The 18134-nt window shown below is 44.6% G+C and carries 16 protein-coding genes; 1 reads left to right on the top strand and 15 read right to left on the bottom strand.

What is annotated here, in order from left to right; translation table 11 throughout:
• Positions 1-22: 22 nt before the first annotated feature.
• The 13 genes from hisS to DXD06_RS04640 all read right to left on the bottom strand — a co-directional run bounded on the left by hisS (position 23) and on the right by DXD06_RS04640 (position 13336).
• Positions 23-1282 carry a histidine--tRNA ligase gene (gene hisS, locus DXD06_RS04700; protein WP_117830839.1) on the bottom strand — a complete coding sequence of 420 codons (1260 nt, stop codon included), beginning with the start codon at positions 1280-1282 and terminating at the stop codon, positions 23-25.
• Between the two features lie 266 nt (positions 1283-1548).
• Positions 1549-1932, bottom strand: coding sequence for a C-GCAxxG-C-C family protein (locus DXD06_RS04695; RefSeq protein WP_117830838.1), 384 nt, complete (start codon positions 1930-1932; stop codon positions 1549-1551).
• Positions 1933-1980: 48 nt separating this feature from the next.
• Positions 1981-3495, bottom strand: coding sequence for a coproporphyrinogen dehydrogenase HemZ (gene hemZ / locus DXD06_RS04690; RefSeq protein ID WP_117830837.1), 1515 nt, complete (start codon positions 3493-3495; stop codon positions 1981-1983).
• Positions 3492-4121 (bottom strand): MBL fold metallo-hydrolase, encoded by a 630-nt coding sequence (locus DXD06_RS04685; protein WP_022045596.1) that lies wholly within the window; start codon positions 4119-4121, stop codon positions 3492-3494. The genes hemZ and DXD06_RS04685 overlap by 4 nt, the downstream gene beginning before the upstream one ends.
• A 24-nt stretch (positions 4122-4145) precedes the next feature.
• A complete protein-coding gene (locus DXD06_RS04680; RefSeq protein ID WP_117830836.1) occupies positions 4146-6485 on the bottom strand; it encodes a RelA/SpoT family protein in 2340 nt (779 codons plus the stop codon).
• A gap of 79 nt (positions 6486-6564) precedes the next feature.
• Complete coding sequence (locus tag DXD06_RS04675; RefSeq protein WP_117830835.1) at positions 6565-7425, bottom strand: GNAT family N-acetyltransferase; 861 nt, start codon at positions 7423-7425, stop codon at positions 6565-6567.
• Between the two features lie 50 nt (positions 7426-7475).
• Positions 7476-7994, bottom strand: coding sequence for a peptidylprolyl isomerase (locus DXD06_RS04670; RefSeq protein WP_022045599.1), 519 nt, complete (start codon positions 7992-7994; stop codon positions 7476-7478).
• Positions 7995-8029: 35 nt separating this feature from the next.
• On the bottom strand, positions 8030-9415 hold the full coding sequence (locus DXD06_RS04665; RefSeq protein ID WP_117830900.1) for a UDP-N-acetylmuramoyl-tripeptide--D-alanyl-D-alanine ligase: 1386 nt from the start codon (positions 9413-9415) through the stop codon (positions 8030-8032).
• 41 nt (positions 9416-9456) lie between these two features.
• Positions 9457-10512, bottom strand: a complete 1056-nt coding sequence (locus tag DXD06_RS04660) for a D-alanine--D-alanine ligase family protein (RefSeq protein ID WP_022045601.1) — start codon at positions 10510-10512, stop codon at positions 9457-9459.
• Between the two features lie 228 nt (positions 10513-10740).
• A complete protein-coding gene (locus DXD06_RS04655) occupies positions 10741-11091 on the bottom strand; it encodes a hypothetical protein (protein WP_022045602.1) in 351 nt (116 codons plus the stop codon).
• Positions 11092-11253: 162 nt separating this feature from the next.
• Positions 11254-11784 (bottom strand): ribosome hibernation-promoting factor, HPF/YfiA family, encoded by a 531-nt coding sequence (gene hpf / locus DXD06_RS04650; protein ID WP_117830834.1) that lies wholly within the window; start codon positions 11782-11784, stop codon positions 11254-11256.
• 113 nt (positions 11785-11897) lie between these two features.
• The gene (locus DXD06_RS04645) at positions 11898-12857 is read right to left on the bottom strand and encodes an RsiV family protein (RefSeq protein ID WP_117830833.1); all 960 of its coding nucleotides are present in this window, start codon (positions 12855-12857) and stop codon (positions 11898-11900) included.
• Positions 12854-13336 (bottom strand): RNA polymerase sigma factor, encoded by a 483-nt coding sequence (locus DXD06_RS04640; protein ID WP_117830832.1) that lies wholly within the window; start codon positions 13334-13336, stop codon positions 12854-12856. Before DXD06_RS04640 ends, DXD06_RS04645 begins: the two co-directional genes overlap by 4 nt.
• 136 nt (positions 13337-13472) lie before the next feature.
• Between DXD06_RS04640 and DXD06_RS04635 the strand changes: the two genes are divergently transcribed.
• The gene (locus DXD06_RS04635) at positions 13473-14282 is read left to right on the top strand and encodes a hypothetical protein (protein WP_147343605.1); all 810 of its coding nucleotides are present in this window, start codon (positions 13473-13475) and stop codon (positions 14280-14282) included.
• Positions 14283-14796: 514 nt separating this feature from the next.
• On the opposite strand, the gene DXD06_RS04630 is transcribed toward DXD06_RS04635, so the two are convergent.
• Together DXD06_RS04630 and DXD06_RS04625 are read right to left on the bottom strand one after the other, a co-directional pair.
• Complete coding sequence (locus tag DXD06_RS04630) at positions 14797-16767, bottom strand: ABC-F family ATP-binding cassette domain-containing protein (RefSeq protein WP_117830830.1); 1971 nt, start codon at positions 16765-16767, stop codon at positions 14797-14799.
• 11 nt (positions 16768-16778) lie between these two features.
• On the bottom strand, positions 16779-18095 hold the full coding sequence (locus DXD06_RS04625) for an ATP-binding protein (protein ID WP_117830829.1): 1317 nt from the start codon (positions 18093-18095) through the stop codon (positions 16779-16781).
• Positions 18096-18134 lie beyond the last annotated feature (39 nt).

Below are 18134 nucleotides of genomic sequence, written 5' to 3'. Positions count from 1 at the left end.
TCTCCTTTATACTCTCCTTATTCTATTTGTTAAAAAACTCCTCAAATTCTTCGTATCCTTCTTTGGAAAGCTGCTCTTTCTGGAATTTCTTGTTCTTGTTCATGCGGACAACCAATACCTGCTGTCCGTTCTCGCGGGCTTCTTTTGCCTGTTTCATCACATCCACAAGTTTCTCTGCCGGATACTTCTTTTCTACTAAGTAAGCAACTCTCTTCGGACGCTCCGGAATTTTGAACCCGCTCTCCATCAGAAGCAGGATAATACGCTCAAATCCGATGGAAAAACCACATGCCGGCACATCGTTGCCTGTGAATTTTCCAATCATCTTGTCGTATCTTCCACCGCCGCCGCAGGCTGCACCAAGCTCCGGCATTGCGATCTCAAAAATGGTTCCGGTATAATAGCTCATACCGCGCACGAGTGTCGGATCAAAGACCAGTGTAAACTCTGCATTCTTTGTCGCATTGACTGCCGTTGCGATCTCTGTCAGACTGTCTGCCACTTCCTGATCCAGGAAATCCCCCAGCTTGTCCTTTAAGAATGCCACACCTTCCGCAACATCCTTGCGGTCTTTTAATAACTCAAACAGCTCTAAGTATTTGTCAATCGACTCTTTTGCATAGCCCTCTTCCCCGAGTTCTGCTGCCACACCTTCGAGACCGATCTTGTCCATCTTATCGAGGGTGATGAAAATGCTGTCGTAATCCTTCTCTTCAAATCCGCTGTATGCTGCCATTGCCTTTAAAATCCGGCGCTCATTGATGCGGATCTCAAAATTCTTAAATCCGAGTCTGCCGATGGTAGTGGTTGTCGCGGTGATCAGCTCAATCTCTGCAAGATTACTCGGCTCACCTAAAATATCAATATCGCACTGGGTAAACTGACGGTAACGTCCACGCTGCGGACGGTCGGCTCTCCACACGCTTCCAATCTGCAATGCCTTAAACGGTGTCGGCAGATCATTGGCATGGTTTGCATAGAAACGGGAAAGCGGAACGGTCAGATCGTAACGCATACCGAAATCGACCACATCCGCCTCTTCTTTTGCGGTCTCGAGATTTAACTTCTCGCCACGCTTTAATACTTTAAAGATCAGTTTCTCGTTCTCGCCGCCCTGCTTGTTGGAAAGGTTTGCAATATTTTCCATGCATGGGGTTTCAATCGGCGTAAATCCAAAGCTGCGGTAGGTATCTTTGATCACGCTCGTCACATAATCACGGATTTCCATCTCTGCAGGTAATATATCTTTCATGCCGTTGACCGGCTTTTTACTCAGTGCCATTTGATTTCCTCCATTTTTTTCTCTTTTTATCCAGCATTTATTATACGTTTCAGGGCCTGATACGTCAAGGATTGTTGCAAAATGCTTTTTCAATCAGACAACTGTGTGTTACAAGTTTACCTCTGAACAGTAACAGATCGTCCAAGAAAATGTCCGCACCCTCCCGTCACGAAATTGATCTGTTTCATCAGTTACTTTCTGATTATATTTTAAGGCAGATGTGAATGTTTCCATTTCACATCTGCCTTAATGCCGTTAATACCCATTTATTTTAATTCATCTTCCAGCAATAACGCTGCATCCTTTACACAGTCAATGCATTCTCTCCTGACAACCCCATCTGCAATACCTTTGAGTTCTTTACAGATAACGGTACCATTTTGTTCTTTGAATCTGCTGATGATTCTTCTTGCGCTCTGCATTGTTTTCTGCGGATTTTTATTGATCAGCCCCAATATATTTACTGCTCCGATGATTGCTCCGCATGTTGCTTCCATACTGCCACCCATGCCTACTGCAAATCCCTGTGTAAGATTTTTGACTGTTTCTTCATCCAACCCTGCCTGTTCGCAATACGTACATGCCACAGCCTGCGCACAGTTATAACCACACATTTTTCTTTGAACTGCCTCTTTTACTTTTGATTCCATCTTTTTCTTTCCTTTTCTTTTTGTAATTAGGAAGGGGATTTCATCCAGCTATTTTTCTGAAAACAACTGCTGCTTGCGCGCAATCATCTCATCAATCCTCTTCATATACAGCCCGACATCTTTGACATTCTCACACCGCTCGATCCGGTGTGTGCCATCCGCATTCGGCTGCGGCCATACCCGTTTGGTAGATGCCCCTGCGCCACAGGCAACGATTGTCTGGCGTTCCTCCATGATTAACACGTTATACACCCCTGCCTTGCCCGGCTTGGCATATCCCACGTTTTCCATATTTCCCGCCATTCCTTTCTGACGGTACAGATAATACGGAGAGAGTCCCATCTGATGACAGTATTCGGCACACAGATCCATGTGCTCCTGCGTATTGACCATCATCATGCTCTCATAGCGATCCTTGAAAATGTTTAACCGCGCCGCACGCTTGATGGCAAGTGAATGGATCGTGATATTATCCGGATCGAGTTCTTTTAAAATCTCCATCGTATTTCGCACATCCGAAAGATCCTCTTCCGGAAGCCCCATAATCAGATCCATGTTGATATTGTCAAATCCCAGTTTTCTTGCCATGCGAAAACTTTCTATCGTCTGTTCGACCGTATGATGACGTCCGATCAGATCGAGCGTTTTCTGCTTCATGGTCTGCGGATTGATGGATATACGGCTGATGCCATTCTTTCGCAGCACCAGAAGTTTTTCTTCCGTGATGGAATCCGGCCGCCCTGCTTCCACCGTAAATTCCAGACAATCTCCCAGATCAAAACTGCATCTGATCTTGCGGATCAGACGATCCAGCTGGTATGGCTCAAGTGTGGTCGGTGTCCCTCCCCCGATATAGATTGAATTCAGTTTGCGATGATAATTCTTTGCGGCAACATAATCCAGTTCCTTTTCCAGTGCGTCCAGATACGCATCAACCTGTGTTTTCCAGGACGTCAGCGGATAGGAAGTAAACGAACAGTACAGACAGGTGCTCGGGCAAAACGGTATGCCGATATACAGACTGTATCCATTCTTATAATCCAGCCGGGAAAGCAATGCCCGCTCACGCTCTGCAATGGCAATCGACAGATTGATTTTCTCATCGGATGCCAGATAGGTCTGTTTCATATAGGAAGCAATCTCTTCTTTTGTTTTTCCCTCATCAAGCATCTGCATCGGAATCTTCGTCGGACGGATACCGGTCAGTGTACCCCATGGCAGCGGCTGTCCCGTCTCTTCCTCCAGCAGGCGGTACAGATGTCCCTTCAATGCATTCTTTGTCTCTGTACGATTGGAAAAATCCACCGCAAAGGTGCGCCGCGCCGGACCATCCGGCGCGTCATCCCAGGCGATGGAAATTCTGTCATCCGCATAATCAATCGAAAAATGGGAACTCCCCGCTTCTTCCTGCTCCGCAGAATGATTGGTACACGCCACATTTTTTTCGTCCGCATGCGCTTCCTTCGTATAGTAAAGCTCCACATCTTCCTTCGGGAAAAACGCTTTGATCAGCGAATGAATATCATATTCAAATTCTGTTCTGTTTAATGTTACAGTAATCATAAGTATGGATTGTACATCCTCTCGTTTTCAATGGTCGTTACATCGTTGTGTCCCGGATAAACGGTCGTGCGGTCCGGCAGTGTCATCAGCTTTTCCTTGATGGAACGAATGATATCAGACATGCTTCCGCCCGGAAAATCGGTACGTCCTACCGATGTGCAAAACAGTGTATCTCCGGAAAATACCACATTTTCGTATGGGAAATAGTAACAGCATCCCCCCGGTGTATGTCCCGGTGTGTGCAGTACCCGGATATGAAATCCTGCCAGATCCAGTTCCTGCTCATCCTTTAAATATATGTCCGCATGGAACACGTGGTGTTCCCCTGTCATGTGGCATAAATTCATCTCTTCATTTTCCAGCGTTTCTTTTTCCGTCTCATAGGCATAGACCGGAATCGAAAATTCTTCTGCCAGATCTGCTGCTCCGGTTGCATGATCAAAATGTCCATGTGTCAGCAGAATTGCCACCGGTGTACATCCTTCCTGACGCACACGCTCCGCCAGCTGCTTGGAACTGTAGCCCGGATCAATAATGATCAGTTCTTTTGTCTCATCATTGATTGCAAAATAGCAGTTGGTCTGTACCGGTCCTACCACATAGTGATTTATTTTTAATTTTGCCATTCTCTTCCTCCTGTCGGCGCAACCTTAGCCAGTCGTCCGCTCCACATCCATCACGCTCTCAATCTGTCGGATCTTTTCCACAATTTTTGTGATCTGTCCCCTGCCTTTTGTCTGGAAGGCCACATCAATTGTTGCGATCCCCTGCTTGCTGGTCTTCGAGTGAATCCCGGAAATATTGATCTCCGCCTCTGTAAATACTTTGGTAATATCCACAAGAAGTCCGGAACGGTCGTGACAGAAAATCTTGATTTCCGCATGATACTCGCCAAACTGTTCTTTGTCTGCACCCTCCTGCCACTCAGCTTCAATCAGGCGCACACGCTCCATATCGGACAAATGCAGAATATTGACACAGTCGGTACGGTGGATCGACACACCACGTCCGCGGGTGACAAATCCCACAATCTCATCTCCTGGAACCGGGCTGCAGCACTTACTGAAATGCACAGCCACATCGTAAAGTCCCTTGACCACAATTCCGCTCTTGGAATGCTTTGGCATATCCTCCTGCTTATTCTCCCCAACAGCCTCAAGCACTTCCTGATCTGTCAGCGTAATCGGATGATCCTTGCGGTATTCATCGTACATACGGTTTACAATCTGGCTTTCTTTCAATCCTCCGTGTCCTACGGTTGCCAGACAGGAATTCCAGTCATGGAACCCGTATTTGCGGATAATCTTTCCCTGATATTCCGGCTTATTGATTTCTCCGAAATTGATTCCCTTTGCCTTGGCATAATTGTTAATCAGTTCCTTGCCGTGCAGAATATTTTCTTCTTTTAATTCGCTGCGGAACCACTGATTGATCTTGTTCTTGGCCTGTGTGCTCTTGACAATGGAAAGCCAGTCACGGCTCGGTCCCTTGGAGTTCTGGGAAGTGATGACCTCAATCCGGTCTCCGTTCTGGATCACATAGTCAATCGGCACCAGCTTGCCATTGACTTTGGCACCTACCATCTTATTTCCCACAGCAGAGTGAATGCTGTACGCAAAATCAATCGGTGTGGAACCGTTTGGCAGGTTCTTTACATCTCCGGACGGGGTAAAACAGAATACCGTATCGGAAAACAGATCCAGATCACTCTTTAAAAGTGTCATAAACTCTTTATTATCCGACATGTCACGCTGCCACTCAAGGATCTGGCGCAGCCAGCTTAATTTTTCTTCTTCGGTTACGGTCGTGGAAGTGGTTACCCCATTGTTCACTTCCTTGTATTTCCAGTGCGCCGCAATACCGTATTCTGCGGTACGGTGCATCTCAAACGTACGGATCTGGATCTCAAACGGCTGTCCGCTCGGTCCGATCAGTGTCGTATGCAAAGACTGATACATATTCGGTTTTGGCATGGCAATATAGTCTTTGAAACGGCCCGGAATCGGTTTATATTTTTCGTGCATAATTCCCAGAGCCGCATAGCAGTCTTTTACGGTATCCACAATGATACGGATGGCAAACAAATCATAAATCTGATCAATGGTCTTGTTCTGGTTCACCATCTTTTTATAAATGGAAAAGAAATGCTTGGCACGTCCGGAAATCTCCGCTTTGATGCCGGCCTCTTCAATTTCCCTGCGCACATCGGCAACCAGTCCCTGTACATAGGCATCCCGCACATTTTTGCGCAGTGCAACCTTTTCCACCAGATCATAGTAAGCCTCCGGCTCCAGATATTTAAGGGAAAGATCTTCCAGTTCAATCTTGATCTTGCTGATACCAAGACGCTGCGCGATCGGGCAGTAAATCTCCTGTGTCTCACGGGCGATCCGCTGCTGTGCCTCCTTGGACTGGTATTTTAAGGTACGCATATTGTGCAGACGATCCGCCAGTTTGATCATAATGACACGGATATCTTTCGCCATCGCAAGAAACATCTTACGCAGATTCTCCGCCTGCATCTCCAACCGGTCTGCATTCTTATCCTTCGGATTTTTAATATTATCCGTCAGATGCAGATGCTGCAGCTTGGTTACACCATCCACGAGAAGAAGGACTTCATCCCCGAATTCCTCCCGCATCTGTTCTTCGGTCATCACGGTATCTTCCAGCACATCATGCAACAGACCCGCAGCAATGGTTTCCTTGTCCAGTTCCAGCTCTGCCAGAATGATTGCCACACAGAGCGGATGGATAATATATGCCTCTCCGGATTTACGCACCTGTCCTTTGTGCGCCTCAAAAGCGACATGATATGCCTTTTCAATTAATGTGATATCCGTGGAGGGATGGTATTTCCGGATACTTGCAATCAGTTCGTCATACAAGTCCTCCGGCTTGGAAAATTCCTGAATTGGTTTAATGTTGTCGGAACCCGAATGATACTCGCGCTCAATTCGTTCCAGTTCTTCTGTAGAAATATCTGCCATGCGTTCACCTACTTTTTCCATATGCCATAATATAATAGATTATTATAATTTATAATTTTTCATATTGCAATGGTTTCCCCTAAGAAAACTCGTAGATATAGCGTTGTGTCCGGCTCCCGGAAACATCTGTATCCTCCAGATAGTAAAATCCCAGTTTCTGAAGAAGTGCCACAGAAGCCACATTCTTTTGATCCGTCAGGGCATTGACTCTGGGAAAATTCAGTTCTTCCCGGGCAAATGCAAGAATTGCCTGACACACTTCCGTGGCCAGTCCCTGTCCCTGTCTGTCCGGATCGATCAGATATCCCAGTTCCAGTTCCACGGCATCCGGAAATTCCCGGTGCTCGAGTCCTGCCCTGCCGATCAGTTCCCCGGAAGCTTTATCAAAAACCAGCCACATCCCATATCCATAGTATCCGTACATATTGGTAATATATGCCTGCTGATATTTTTTTTCTTTTTCCTTTGCAAACAATGGTTCAATAAATCCCGGAATCCTCTCTCCGTCTGCATCCAGACGCCATGTTACCCCTTCTTTCTGATACAGTTTTTCCAGGGCGGGAAGATCTTCCAGCGACAATTCCCGGATCACGCACCGTTTCGTGCGCGCAATCTCCCACGGCTGGCCATGGCATCTTTGAAAAATCCGCTCCAGAAATTCATCATCCACTTCCTCAAAACCTTCAATCACCATCCAGGCGCCCGCATAACTCTGTCCCGGAAATGCCGGATCTGCATAGGCAGCCACCGCCATATGCGCACGGACTGCCGCCTGAATCCCTGCATCTGTCGGCGTAATCAGGAGGACTTCCTCTGCATGAAGTTTCCACACAGCAAGCGCTTCTTCCGTTATGTTTTCCACCGGAAATGCCGGAAAGCCTGTGGACAATTGCAGAGGATTCCATTCTTTCTGTTGATAGACCAGTGCCTTTAATTTCATCCTGTCAAAAAAAGGCAGACTCTTTCGAATCTGCCTCTCCTTTCTAAATATTACACGGTTTCCGGTTCCGGATATTCTTCCCCGAAGGTATCCACAACAACTGTTTTCATCACCTGATCTTCCAGCGGACGATCACTGTAATCGGTAGCGGTCTCTGCAATGGCATCTACCACATCCTGTCCCTCGATAATCTTGCCGAACGCTGCATATGCGCCATCCAGATGCGGAGCGTCTTTGTGCATGATAAAGAACTGGCTTCCTGCGGAATCCGGCATCATGGAACGTGCCATGGAAAGCACGCCTGCGGTGTGGCGCAGATCATTTTTGACACCATTCTGTGCAAATTCTCCCTTGATTCCATATCCAGGGCCGCCCATACCGGTTCCTTGCGGATCTCCTCCCTGAATCATGAATCCTTTGATGACACGGTGGAAAATCAGTCCGTCATAAAATCCCTTTTTTACCAGACTGATAAAGTTATTTACAGTATTTGGTGCAACTTCCGGATACAGCTCTGCCTTCATCACTTTGCCGTCCGCCATTGTAAATGTAACTACTGGATTTGCCATAATATTTGTTCCTCTTCTTTCTTATATAAATTTATTTATTCTTTGGTCAGTGCCTCAACAACTTTTGGAAATTCCATAAAATGAGAAGCCTTAACCAGTACGGTATCTCCTTCTTTTACATATGCCAGAAGTTCTTCCGTCATCTCTTCACGGGTTTTCTTATAATGTACCTCACACTCTGGATTTGCTTTTGCCTCGCTGGCATATTCCTCCGCAAGTGTACCCGCACAGAACAATGCATCAATCCCGGAAGCGGCAACTGCCTTTCCGATACTTCTGTGAAGTTCCTTTTCCTCTGCTCCAAGTTCGCCCATATCGCCAAGCACCGCTATCCGTCTGCCCGACGTATGTGCCAGCACGTCGATAGATGCTTTCATGGATACCGGATTTGCATTGTAACAGTCATCGATCACGGTCATTCCCTTTACATGCAGCAGATTGGTGCGCCCTGCAATGGTCTGCACGGATGCAATGCCCTGTGCAATCTCCCGGATGGAAAGTCCCAGCTGCAGTCCGACCGCAGTTCCTGCCAGTGCATTGTATACATTATGTTCACCCGGAATCGGAATCTGTGCATCGAAATCGCCCTGTGGTGTATGGATCTTTGCACGCATTCCCTCGAGTCCATGATTTTCGATGTCTGTCGCATAAATATCTTTTTTGATATCAAATGCGGAATCCGCCCCCACTCCATAAAAAATTACCGGTTTTCCGTTTACCTCTTTTTTCGTGGAAAGCTTATCATCATCTCCATTTAAAATTACGGTTCCATCGACCTGCAGATGGTCAAACATTTCTGTCTTTGCCTGCAGAATTCCGTCTCTTGTACCAAGATTTTCCAGATGGCACAAACCAATATTTGTGATCACTCCGATATCCGGCCGTGCCATCGCTACCAGACGGTGCATCTCTCCAAAATCGGAAATTCCCATTTCCAGTACCGCGACTTCGTGTTTTGCGCGAATCTTAAAAATAGTGAGCGGAAGTCCGATCTCATTGTTAAAGTTTCCCTCTGTCTTAAGCACTTTATACCGCTGTTCCAAAACGGAAGCTATCATTTCCTTGGTGCTTGTTTTTCCGACACTTCCCGTAATTCCAACCACTTTACAGGATAACTGTGTCCGGTAAAAAGCTGCAATTTTTTTCATCGCTTCTGTTGTGGAACTTACCAGAATATAGGGTCCCGTCTCTTCCGGCAGTGCATGATCCGAAAGCACTACCAGTGCTCCCTTTTCAAATACCTGCGGAATAAAATCATGACCATCCACACGTGCCCCTTTGATCGGAATAAACAGATAATCTTTTTGTACCTGGCGACTGTCGGTCACTGCTCCGGCAATTTCCTTCGTAACCAGGTCCCGGTCCCCGACAAACGTCCCCTCACATGCCGCTGCAATATTTTCAATTGTCATCCCCGGCATTTTATTTTCCAGTTCATTTTTATAAAAACATCCAAACATGATTATCCCTCATACTTTTTCATGGAAATGGCAATCAGTTTCTCGCAGAGCTCATTGAAATTGATTCCAATTACAGCAGCTTCCTGTGGCAGCAGACTCGTCGGTGTCATACCCGGCAGAGTGTTTGCCTCCAGACAATACATATGATTATTTTCATCCAGCAGGAAATCCGAACGGGAATAGGTATCCAGTCCGATCACTTCGGCTACCTGCTCTGCATATTTACGCATCTGCGCAGAAACTTCTTCTGGCAGATCTGCCGGACAGGTCTCTACCGCACTGCCTGCTTTGTATTTATTCTTGTAATCGTAGAAGCCCTGAATCGGCGCAATCTCAATAACTGGAAGTGCCTTTCCTTCAATTACACCAACCGAGAATTCACGTCCCTTGACATATTCCTCAATGACCAGCTCATCTTCCCAGTGAAACGCTTCATCGAGTGCTTTCTTAAACTCTGCTGCATCTCTGACAATCGTCACACCGATACTGGACCCTCCGCAGCATGGCTTTACGACGCACGGAAGTGTCAGCGGAAGCTTTGTCACATCATCCTCACGGTTCTCTTTTTTCATGGCAATGCCTCTCGGTGCAGGAATTCCCGCACTTGCAAACAGCTGTTTTGCCATACCTTTATTCATGGCAATCGCGCTGCTCAAATAATCACTTCCGGTATATTTTACACCAAGCAGATCAAAAGCTGCCTGCAGCTTTCCGTTCTCTCCGTTTTCTCCGTGCAGTGCCATAAACACGATATCTGCCATCTGGCACATACGGATTACATTCGGTCCGAAAAAGCATGGGGACTGATCCTTTCTGGAAGCTTTTACGGCTGCCAGATCCGGTGCTACCTCCGGGATGTCATCTACTTTTACGCTGATTTCATCCGCACGGTCAAAAATTCCGTCCAGATTTTCCTCTTTATCACTGTAACCCATGAACACATCCAGCAAGATCACCCGGTGTCCATTTTCTTTTAATGCAGAAGCAACCATGCTTCCTGTCTTAAATGACACATCCCGCTCTGTGCTGAGCCCGCCTGCTAATACTATGATATCCATGATCTGTTTTCCTCTTTTCCATTAATAATAATCCTTCGGATACCGGAACCTTTTTATTTTCCGGCATCAGACCTTTTGTATCATTATATACGTTTGCCCCTGACTAACACAAGATATTATTTTCTTTTAGACACTTTTTTAACAATATCCAGCACTTCTTGTACAGAAAAAAAGAGACTGCTCAGCACTACAGTCTCCTTTTGCACAAACTCCGGTAGGATTCCCCCTTTATTCTATTGCTGCCGGCAAAGCCGCTGCCCTGCGATTCTGTTCCATTTTCCGCACCAGCTCTGCCATGTATTCGAAAAACTTTCTCTCCAGATAGTTTTTCTCTGTGAGATAACTCCCATATTGATACAAAACATTTTTTAATTCTTCGGTTTCCGATAACTCCACTTCAAAAATAAACTGCCTTAACAGCTGCATGCGCTCGTCCTCTATGGAAAGAAGCCAGCTGGCAACCAGTTCTAAAAAATCTTCCCGCTCTATGAGGAACTGCACGTAGCGCCCAATTTTATTTTCTGTATAAATTTTCTTCTTCTCCTTTTTCTTTTGTTTTCCTACCCGAATTTGTATCAAAAACCAACCCCCAATGTCAGTTTCTATATGTAATCATATCTTATTACATATTTGATGTAAAGACGCGATTCGCGTATGCTTTTTACACAAAGTATTACTGTATAAATAATGCATTTTACACAAAAAAAGGGCATCCAATGGATGCCCTCCGATTTCTATGAACTAGCACTCCGGCTCGATCAGACCAAATGTATTTCCTTTTCTCTTGTATACGACATTGACCTCGTCTGTCTCTGCATTGCGGAATACGAAGAAATCGTGTCCGGTCAGTTCCATCTGCACACATGCATCCTCCGGATACATCGGCTTCATACCAAATCTCTTGGTACGCACGATCTTGATCTCCTCATCCTCATCTGCATCACTGTCAATAAATGCCTCGCTGAAATTTTCTGCTACATTCATCTTCTTGGACGCAAGTTTGGTACGATATTTTCTAAGCTGACGCTCGATAACCTCCTCAACCAAGTCGATAGATACATACATATCATTGCTGCTCTGCTCTGAACGAATCACATGTCCCTTAATCGGAATCGTTACCTCAATCTTCTGGCGCTCCTTCTCCACGCTTAATGTAACAAATACATCGGTATCCGGTGCGAAAAACTTCTCCAGTTTGGAAAGCTTCTCCTCTACCGCTGCCTTTAATCCCTCTGTCAGTTCGATATTTCTTCCGGTAATTGTAATTCTCATGATGCCCAACCCCTTTGCTGTGTATTTGATACAAGAAGTATCATGGTTTCATTATATCATAAGTACCAAAAAAAGCAACGAGTTTTATAAAATTTTATGCATATTTTATATTTTTATTGCAAATATCCATCCTTAACGATATCTGAAAGCTTCTCTGTCGGAACCGAAAATTCTACCAGACCCATATATCCCGGAGCCACCTCATACTTATCAAAGACAAACGTTAACTCTCCATTGTCGCTGATATAAAAATCCGCATCATCCTTAATCTGCTTAAAATCCCATTCCGGTTGATCATCATCCAGAAAATATGCCTTACTGCTGTCCTTTTTCATCTGGGCACGCATCTGTTCTTTTATACTGTCAGAAATACGCTTTTTATAATCACTTCCCTCGTGGAATAAATCTTTCAGTGTAATCATCTTTCCGGTCTTTTTGTCAATATTGTATATCTTTGTAAAACTGTCCGAACCGCCCATGGCAATAACCGTATCCACGCGAAGACTAAACAGCCGCTCATTGTTTGTGACAATCCGATAATCCGAAGTGATTTCCTCATGTCCTTCCTCTCCGTCACTGACAGCTGCCACATCTTTCTTGTACATCTGAATGATTTTGTCCAGATATCCGGATACCGCTGCATTTAACTCCTTTGATTCTCTGGTCAGTGGTTTTCCATCTGTTCCAATGACTTTTACTTCCGGCACCCTGACCGTTGCTTCCATCTGCTTTTTTTCCTGCTTATCAGAATACGTGGTAAAATTCACGATTTTAACAATCGCACCAAGTACCGGCACCTGTTCCATTGCATTAGCCACTGTTGGACTGACATTGACACTGATGACCAGCACTGCAGCTGCTGCCGCCACTGCTTCTGCCGCGCGGACAAACGGAAGCAGGTGACCTTTCTTTTGATTCCGTTCACTTTTTCCGGCAAACGTTTTTCCGGATTCTTTTTTTTCTCCACACGCATCCTTTTTGCCACGTTCCATGCTTTGCAGCACACGTTCTTTTAATTCCACTGGCACCTGAATGTTATCATATGCCGCTTTAATATCATCTAATCTGCTCATACCATCTCCGCCTCCACTTTTCCTCTTAATTTTTTCAGGCCGCGATAAAGCATTGATTTCACCGTATTCGGATTTTCATGCAGACAATCCGCAATTTCGCGGATTGTCCACTCTTCAAAAACTTTCAGCATGATCACCTTACGCTCTTTTTCCTCGAGCGTATCAAGCGCAGCCATGATATCCGTGTCCTCATAGCGATCCTCCTGTCCTTCCTCCTGAACCTGATCATCGCTCACGAACCTTGACTGATGCCGGGTTGCATCTACCGCCGTGTTAATCACAATGCGCCACAGCCATGTTTTGATATATTTTTTCTCTTTGATCTGACTGGCATTTTTCATGGCTTTGTATACGCTCTCCTGCACAACGTCCATAGCGTCCTGCTCATTTTTCACGTATGAAAATGCAAGCCGGTAAAGTTTATCATAAGAAGCCAGAATTTCCTGTTCGACAGCTTTGCTTATATCCGGATATTTCATGCTCTCTTTTGCTCCTTTCTGCTTATTAGACGTTCGGATGCCCAAAAAAGTTTCAGATTATCTTCATAAATTACAAATTAAAGTGCAAAAATGCTTTACCAATTTACGCTCATATGTTTTAATAAAATAAATCTATATGGAAGGGGTGTTTTTTATATCATTTTACGAAACTATGCTTTTGCAACAAGAACAGCTGCAGCAAAAACTGACAGACATTCAGAAACAGTTACAACAGCTTCCCGAAGGGAAACTGATCTGCACCAGATGTGGTAATCGAACCAAATGGTATCGCAGTGATGGACATACCAAAACCTATATTCCCAAAGACCAGAAACCTTATGCCTCTCAGCTCGCTATCCGACGTTATCTTCTGGAAAAACAAAAGGAATATCAAAAAAATTTAGATGCTTTAGCTTATTATTTCCGTCACAGTTATAACAGCGGCAAAGCAGAACAATTACTCACTTATGATAGTGCTTATCATTCACTGCTGGCAGAACATTTTCAGCCAGTATCCCAGGAACTTCAAACCTGGGAATCATCTCCATATAACAAAAACAAAAATTATCCGGAACAATTAAAACATAAAACATGTAAAAATGAATTTATGCGTTCCAAATCAGAAGCTATGATTGCCATGAGCCTGTATGTGCAAAAAATTCCTTATCGCTATGAGTGTGAATTAAAGCTCGGCAGTATTACACTTTTTCCCGATTTTACGATTCGTCACCCTGAAACCGGAGAAATATTTTATTGGGAACACTTTGGAATGATGGATAAACCCGAGTATGTGAAAAATGCATCAGATAAAATTTCTTTGTATATGAAATATGGAATTTATCCAAATGATAAACTGCTTGTGTCCTATGAAACACAAAAGCAGCCGCTTTCCACTGAGCAAATCCAGCGACTATTACAATTTCATTTTGACTGCCAGTTTCAATAACAAATTATTTCTGAACTTACTGTTCGCATGGGGCCATGTCAATAGCGACTGAAAATCGGTAATTCATTTCTATCTTTTTGCAACATTATCTTTATTTGCAAGCACGCTGGTATCTATAGTATAAAAATTACCTGCTCAGGTGACATTTTTGCCTTATTTCACGCTTCAGGTTAGATATTTGTCACCTATAGTCTAAAATCACGTCAAAAGATACCGCTTTTCGTCCAAAAGCGGTATCTTTTCTGAATTTTTTTTAATATAGAGACCAAACGGTATCCTGCTCATCAATTTTTTTACTATAGAGACCACCGTGGTATCTTTTTTCATGTTTTTACTTCTATAGAGACCGCCGTGGTATCTTTTTCATGTTTTTGCTTCTATAGAGACTACCGTGGTATCCTTTTCATGTTTTTACTTCTATAGAAACCACCATGGTATCCTTTTCCATGTTTTTTCTTCTATAAGAGACCACGCAATATCTTACATCATATTTCTGCCTATAGAAACCATGTCTCTAGCTTTCCAGCTCCTCAAGCTGCTGGGAAAGTTCCTCCCAGTTTTCCATATCCGCCATGATTTCTTCCTCGAGCGCATCGATTTCGCCCTGAATCTCTGTCAGCTTGGAATAGCTGGACTGATATTCCGGCCGCAGCAGTTCCTGTTTTAAAGCGTCCAGCTTCTCCTCTTTGACTGCCAGCTCTTCCTCGGCCTTCTTCACTTTTTTTTCAATTTTCGAGCGCTCCTTGCCCGGATTGTAATACGCTTTCTTACCACCGGTTTCCTGTGTGCCTTTGCTCTGCTGACCAGCACCGTTCTGGCTGATTGCACCGCCTAACGCTGCAGGATTTTTACGATAATCATCCCCGGATTCTGCCGCTTCACGATCCAGTTTTTCCTGATATTCCTCGTAACCAAACTGATACAGATGTGTCGTGCCGTCCTCAAAAACAAGCAGACGGTTTGCTACTTTGCGCACAAAATACCGGTCATGCGATACGAAGATCAGCGTGCCGGAGAAATCTTTTAACATACTCTCAAGCGTTTCTTTTCCCACAATATCCATATGGTTGGTTGGCTCATCCAGCACCAGCACATTCGGTCGACGCTTTAAGATCTTACACAGTGCCAGACGCACCTTCTCCCCACCGGAAAGCATATCAATATTTTTAAATACATCCTCCCCGGTAAACATAAAGGCTCCAAGCGCATTCCGCGCTTCTGTCTCGGTCAGATTCGGGAACTCATCCCAAAAATCATCCAGCACCGTCTTCCGGCTCGAATACATCGCCATCTGCTGGTCAAAATAACCAATCTGCACATTTGTTCCAAAATTGTACTCTCCGGCCAGCGGGGCAAGCTGTCCCACCAGGGTTTTTAAAAGTGTCGATTTCCCCAGACCATTTCCACCGAGGATTCCCAGCTTTTCCCCTTTTTTCAGATCAAAACTGACCGTAGAAAGCGGATGGTCATATCCAATCGCAAGATTTGTCACCAAAAGCACATCGTTTCCGGTTTCTTTGTCCGGCTGGAAATTTGCATGGAATGTCCGGGTATCAAAACGATCCGGAGCTTCGAGTTTTACCATATGTTCAATGGCTTTCTCCTTGGAATGCGCCATGGACACCTTGGTTGGTTTATTTTTAAACCGGTCAACAATGCGCTGCAATCGTGCAATTTCTTTCTGCTGCGCATTGTAATCTTTCATCATCTTATTGTAGTTTTCTTTTTTCCGCTCCATGAAATTGGAGTAATTGCCCGGATAACGGGTCGCTGTGCCGTACTCAATCTCGTACACCACGTCCACCACATTGTCCAGAAACATACGGTCATGTGATACCACGACCACAGCCTTCGGATAATTTTTCAGATACGTCTCCAGCCACTCGATCGTTGTGATATCCAGATGGTTCGTTGGCTCATCCAGAAGCAGAATATCCGGCTTGCTCAAAAGCAGCTTGATAAAGGCAATCTTTGTCTGCTGTCCACCGGAAAACTCGGACAGCGGTTTCTTTCGCTCTTCCTCGGAAAAGCCGAACTTACGGATGATTACATCATACTCTTTTTCAAAATAGTATCCGCCGTCTTCCTTGAATTTTTCTTCCATTGCGGTATAACGTGTCACGGCCTCTTCGGAATAATCAGTCTCAAGTGCCTGTGCCGCAGCTTCCAGTTCTTTTTTCCGGCGCTCCATCGGAGCAAAGACTTTACGCACTTCCTGCTCAAGCGTAACGGAAGGATCTTCAAACGCAATCTGTTTTAAGTAACCGATCTGCGGATTGCCTGCTTTTGCAATAAAAATATCCTCATCACTGTCTCTTTTGTCCAGCTCCACATCCCCGTGGATCAGCTTTAAGAGCGTGGTTTTGCCGCAGCCGTTCCGCCCGACGACTGCAATTTTTTCCGTATTTCTTATTTCAAAATTGATGTCATGCAGAATCTCTTCATCGGCAAAAGAGACTGCTCCATGGCAGATCTGATATAACATGTTTTCTCCTTTTATTTAAATGCATCCGGCTGGGACGCAAGATAGCTGACAAACTGCTCAGCGGTACGTCCGGAAATGCCTCCATGGCTCAGCTCCCACTTATTGGCTTCTGCACGAAGCTGTTCATCCCCTAATGTAACACCTGCCCGTCTTGCCAGATGTAAAACAATATCGAAGTATTCTTTCTGTGTTGGTTTGGAGTAATTGATCGTCACACCAAAACGGTTTACGAGGGAAAGTTTTTCCTCCACGGTATCGGAGTGGTGGCGGTCGTTGGAATTATCCTGATCGTTTCTGTCATTCCAGCTCTCCTTAATCAAATGACGCCGGTTGGAAGTTGCATAAATTAAAATATTCTCTGGTTTTGTCTCCACACCGCCCTCGATTACGGCTTTTAAGAACTTGTACTCAATCTCAAATTCTTCGAAAGAAAGATCATCCATATAAATAATAAAACGATAGTTCCGGTTTTTGATCTCGGCAATGATCTCGGAAAGATACTTAAACTGATGCTTGTAGATTTCAATCATACGCAGGCCGTCTTTGTAATACTGGTTGACAATCGCCTTGATACTGGTAGATTTACCGGTACCACTGTCACCAAACAGCAATACATTGTTTGCTTTCTTTCCCTGTACAAACGCTTCCGTATTGTCTACCAGCTTCTTTTTCTGAATCTCATATCCGACCAGATCGTCCAGCATAACGGTATCCATATTGTTGATTGCACGAAATGTAAAGCTTCCCTGCGGTGTATCATCAATCCGGAATGCTTTGTTGAGACCAAACATTCCAACACCGTAGTCTTTATAAAAACCAGTCACTGCATCAAAGAATTCTTTTTCATCCTTTGCCGCCTCCAGTTTTTTGCTTAAAGAGCGGACTTTTTCGCTGACATTTTTGTTGTACATCAGATCCTTTTTATGGATGGCCTTATAATTGGAAATCTGGCTGAAACAGTTGATTCCCAGATCTTTTTCGATTGGTCCGAAATCATAGTCAAACAAATCTTTAAAAATACGGAAATCATTTTCCACCAGTTCATTGACACTTCCATCGCTGGCTCCCACCTTTTCACAGGTCATGCTGAAAGGATTTTCACTCATCATAAGGAAAAATGTCAGATAATTATGCCACAGATTATCATCAAATCCATAATCTGTTGCCACTTTTAAAATCCGTTTTACCTGCGTATTGATATCGCGGACAAGTCCGGTTTTATTATATTCACCGGTCTCATATTTCCCGAATACTTCTCCCATCTGTGCAAGGATTGAATCCTCGTCCAAATCTCCATACATCAGTAACTGTGATATTTCCTGATACATTGTATCTCGCCTCTTTCTTTTCTCTTCCTATTTATTTTA

The organism is Roseburia sp. TF10-5, from assembly GCF_003462365.1.
Taxonomy (GTDB): Bacteria; Bacillota; Clostridia; order Lachnospirales; family Lachnospiraceae; genus Roseburia; species Roseburia faecis.
This window is presented reverse-complemented; position numbering and strand designations above follow the sequence as displayed.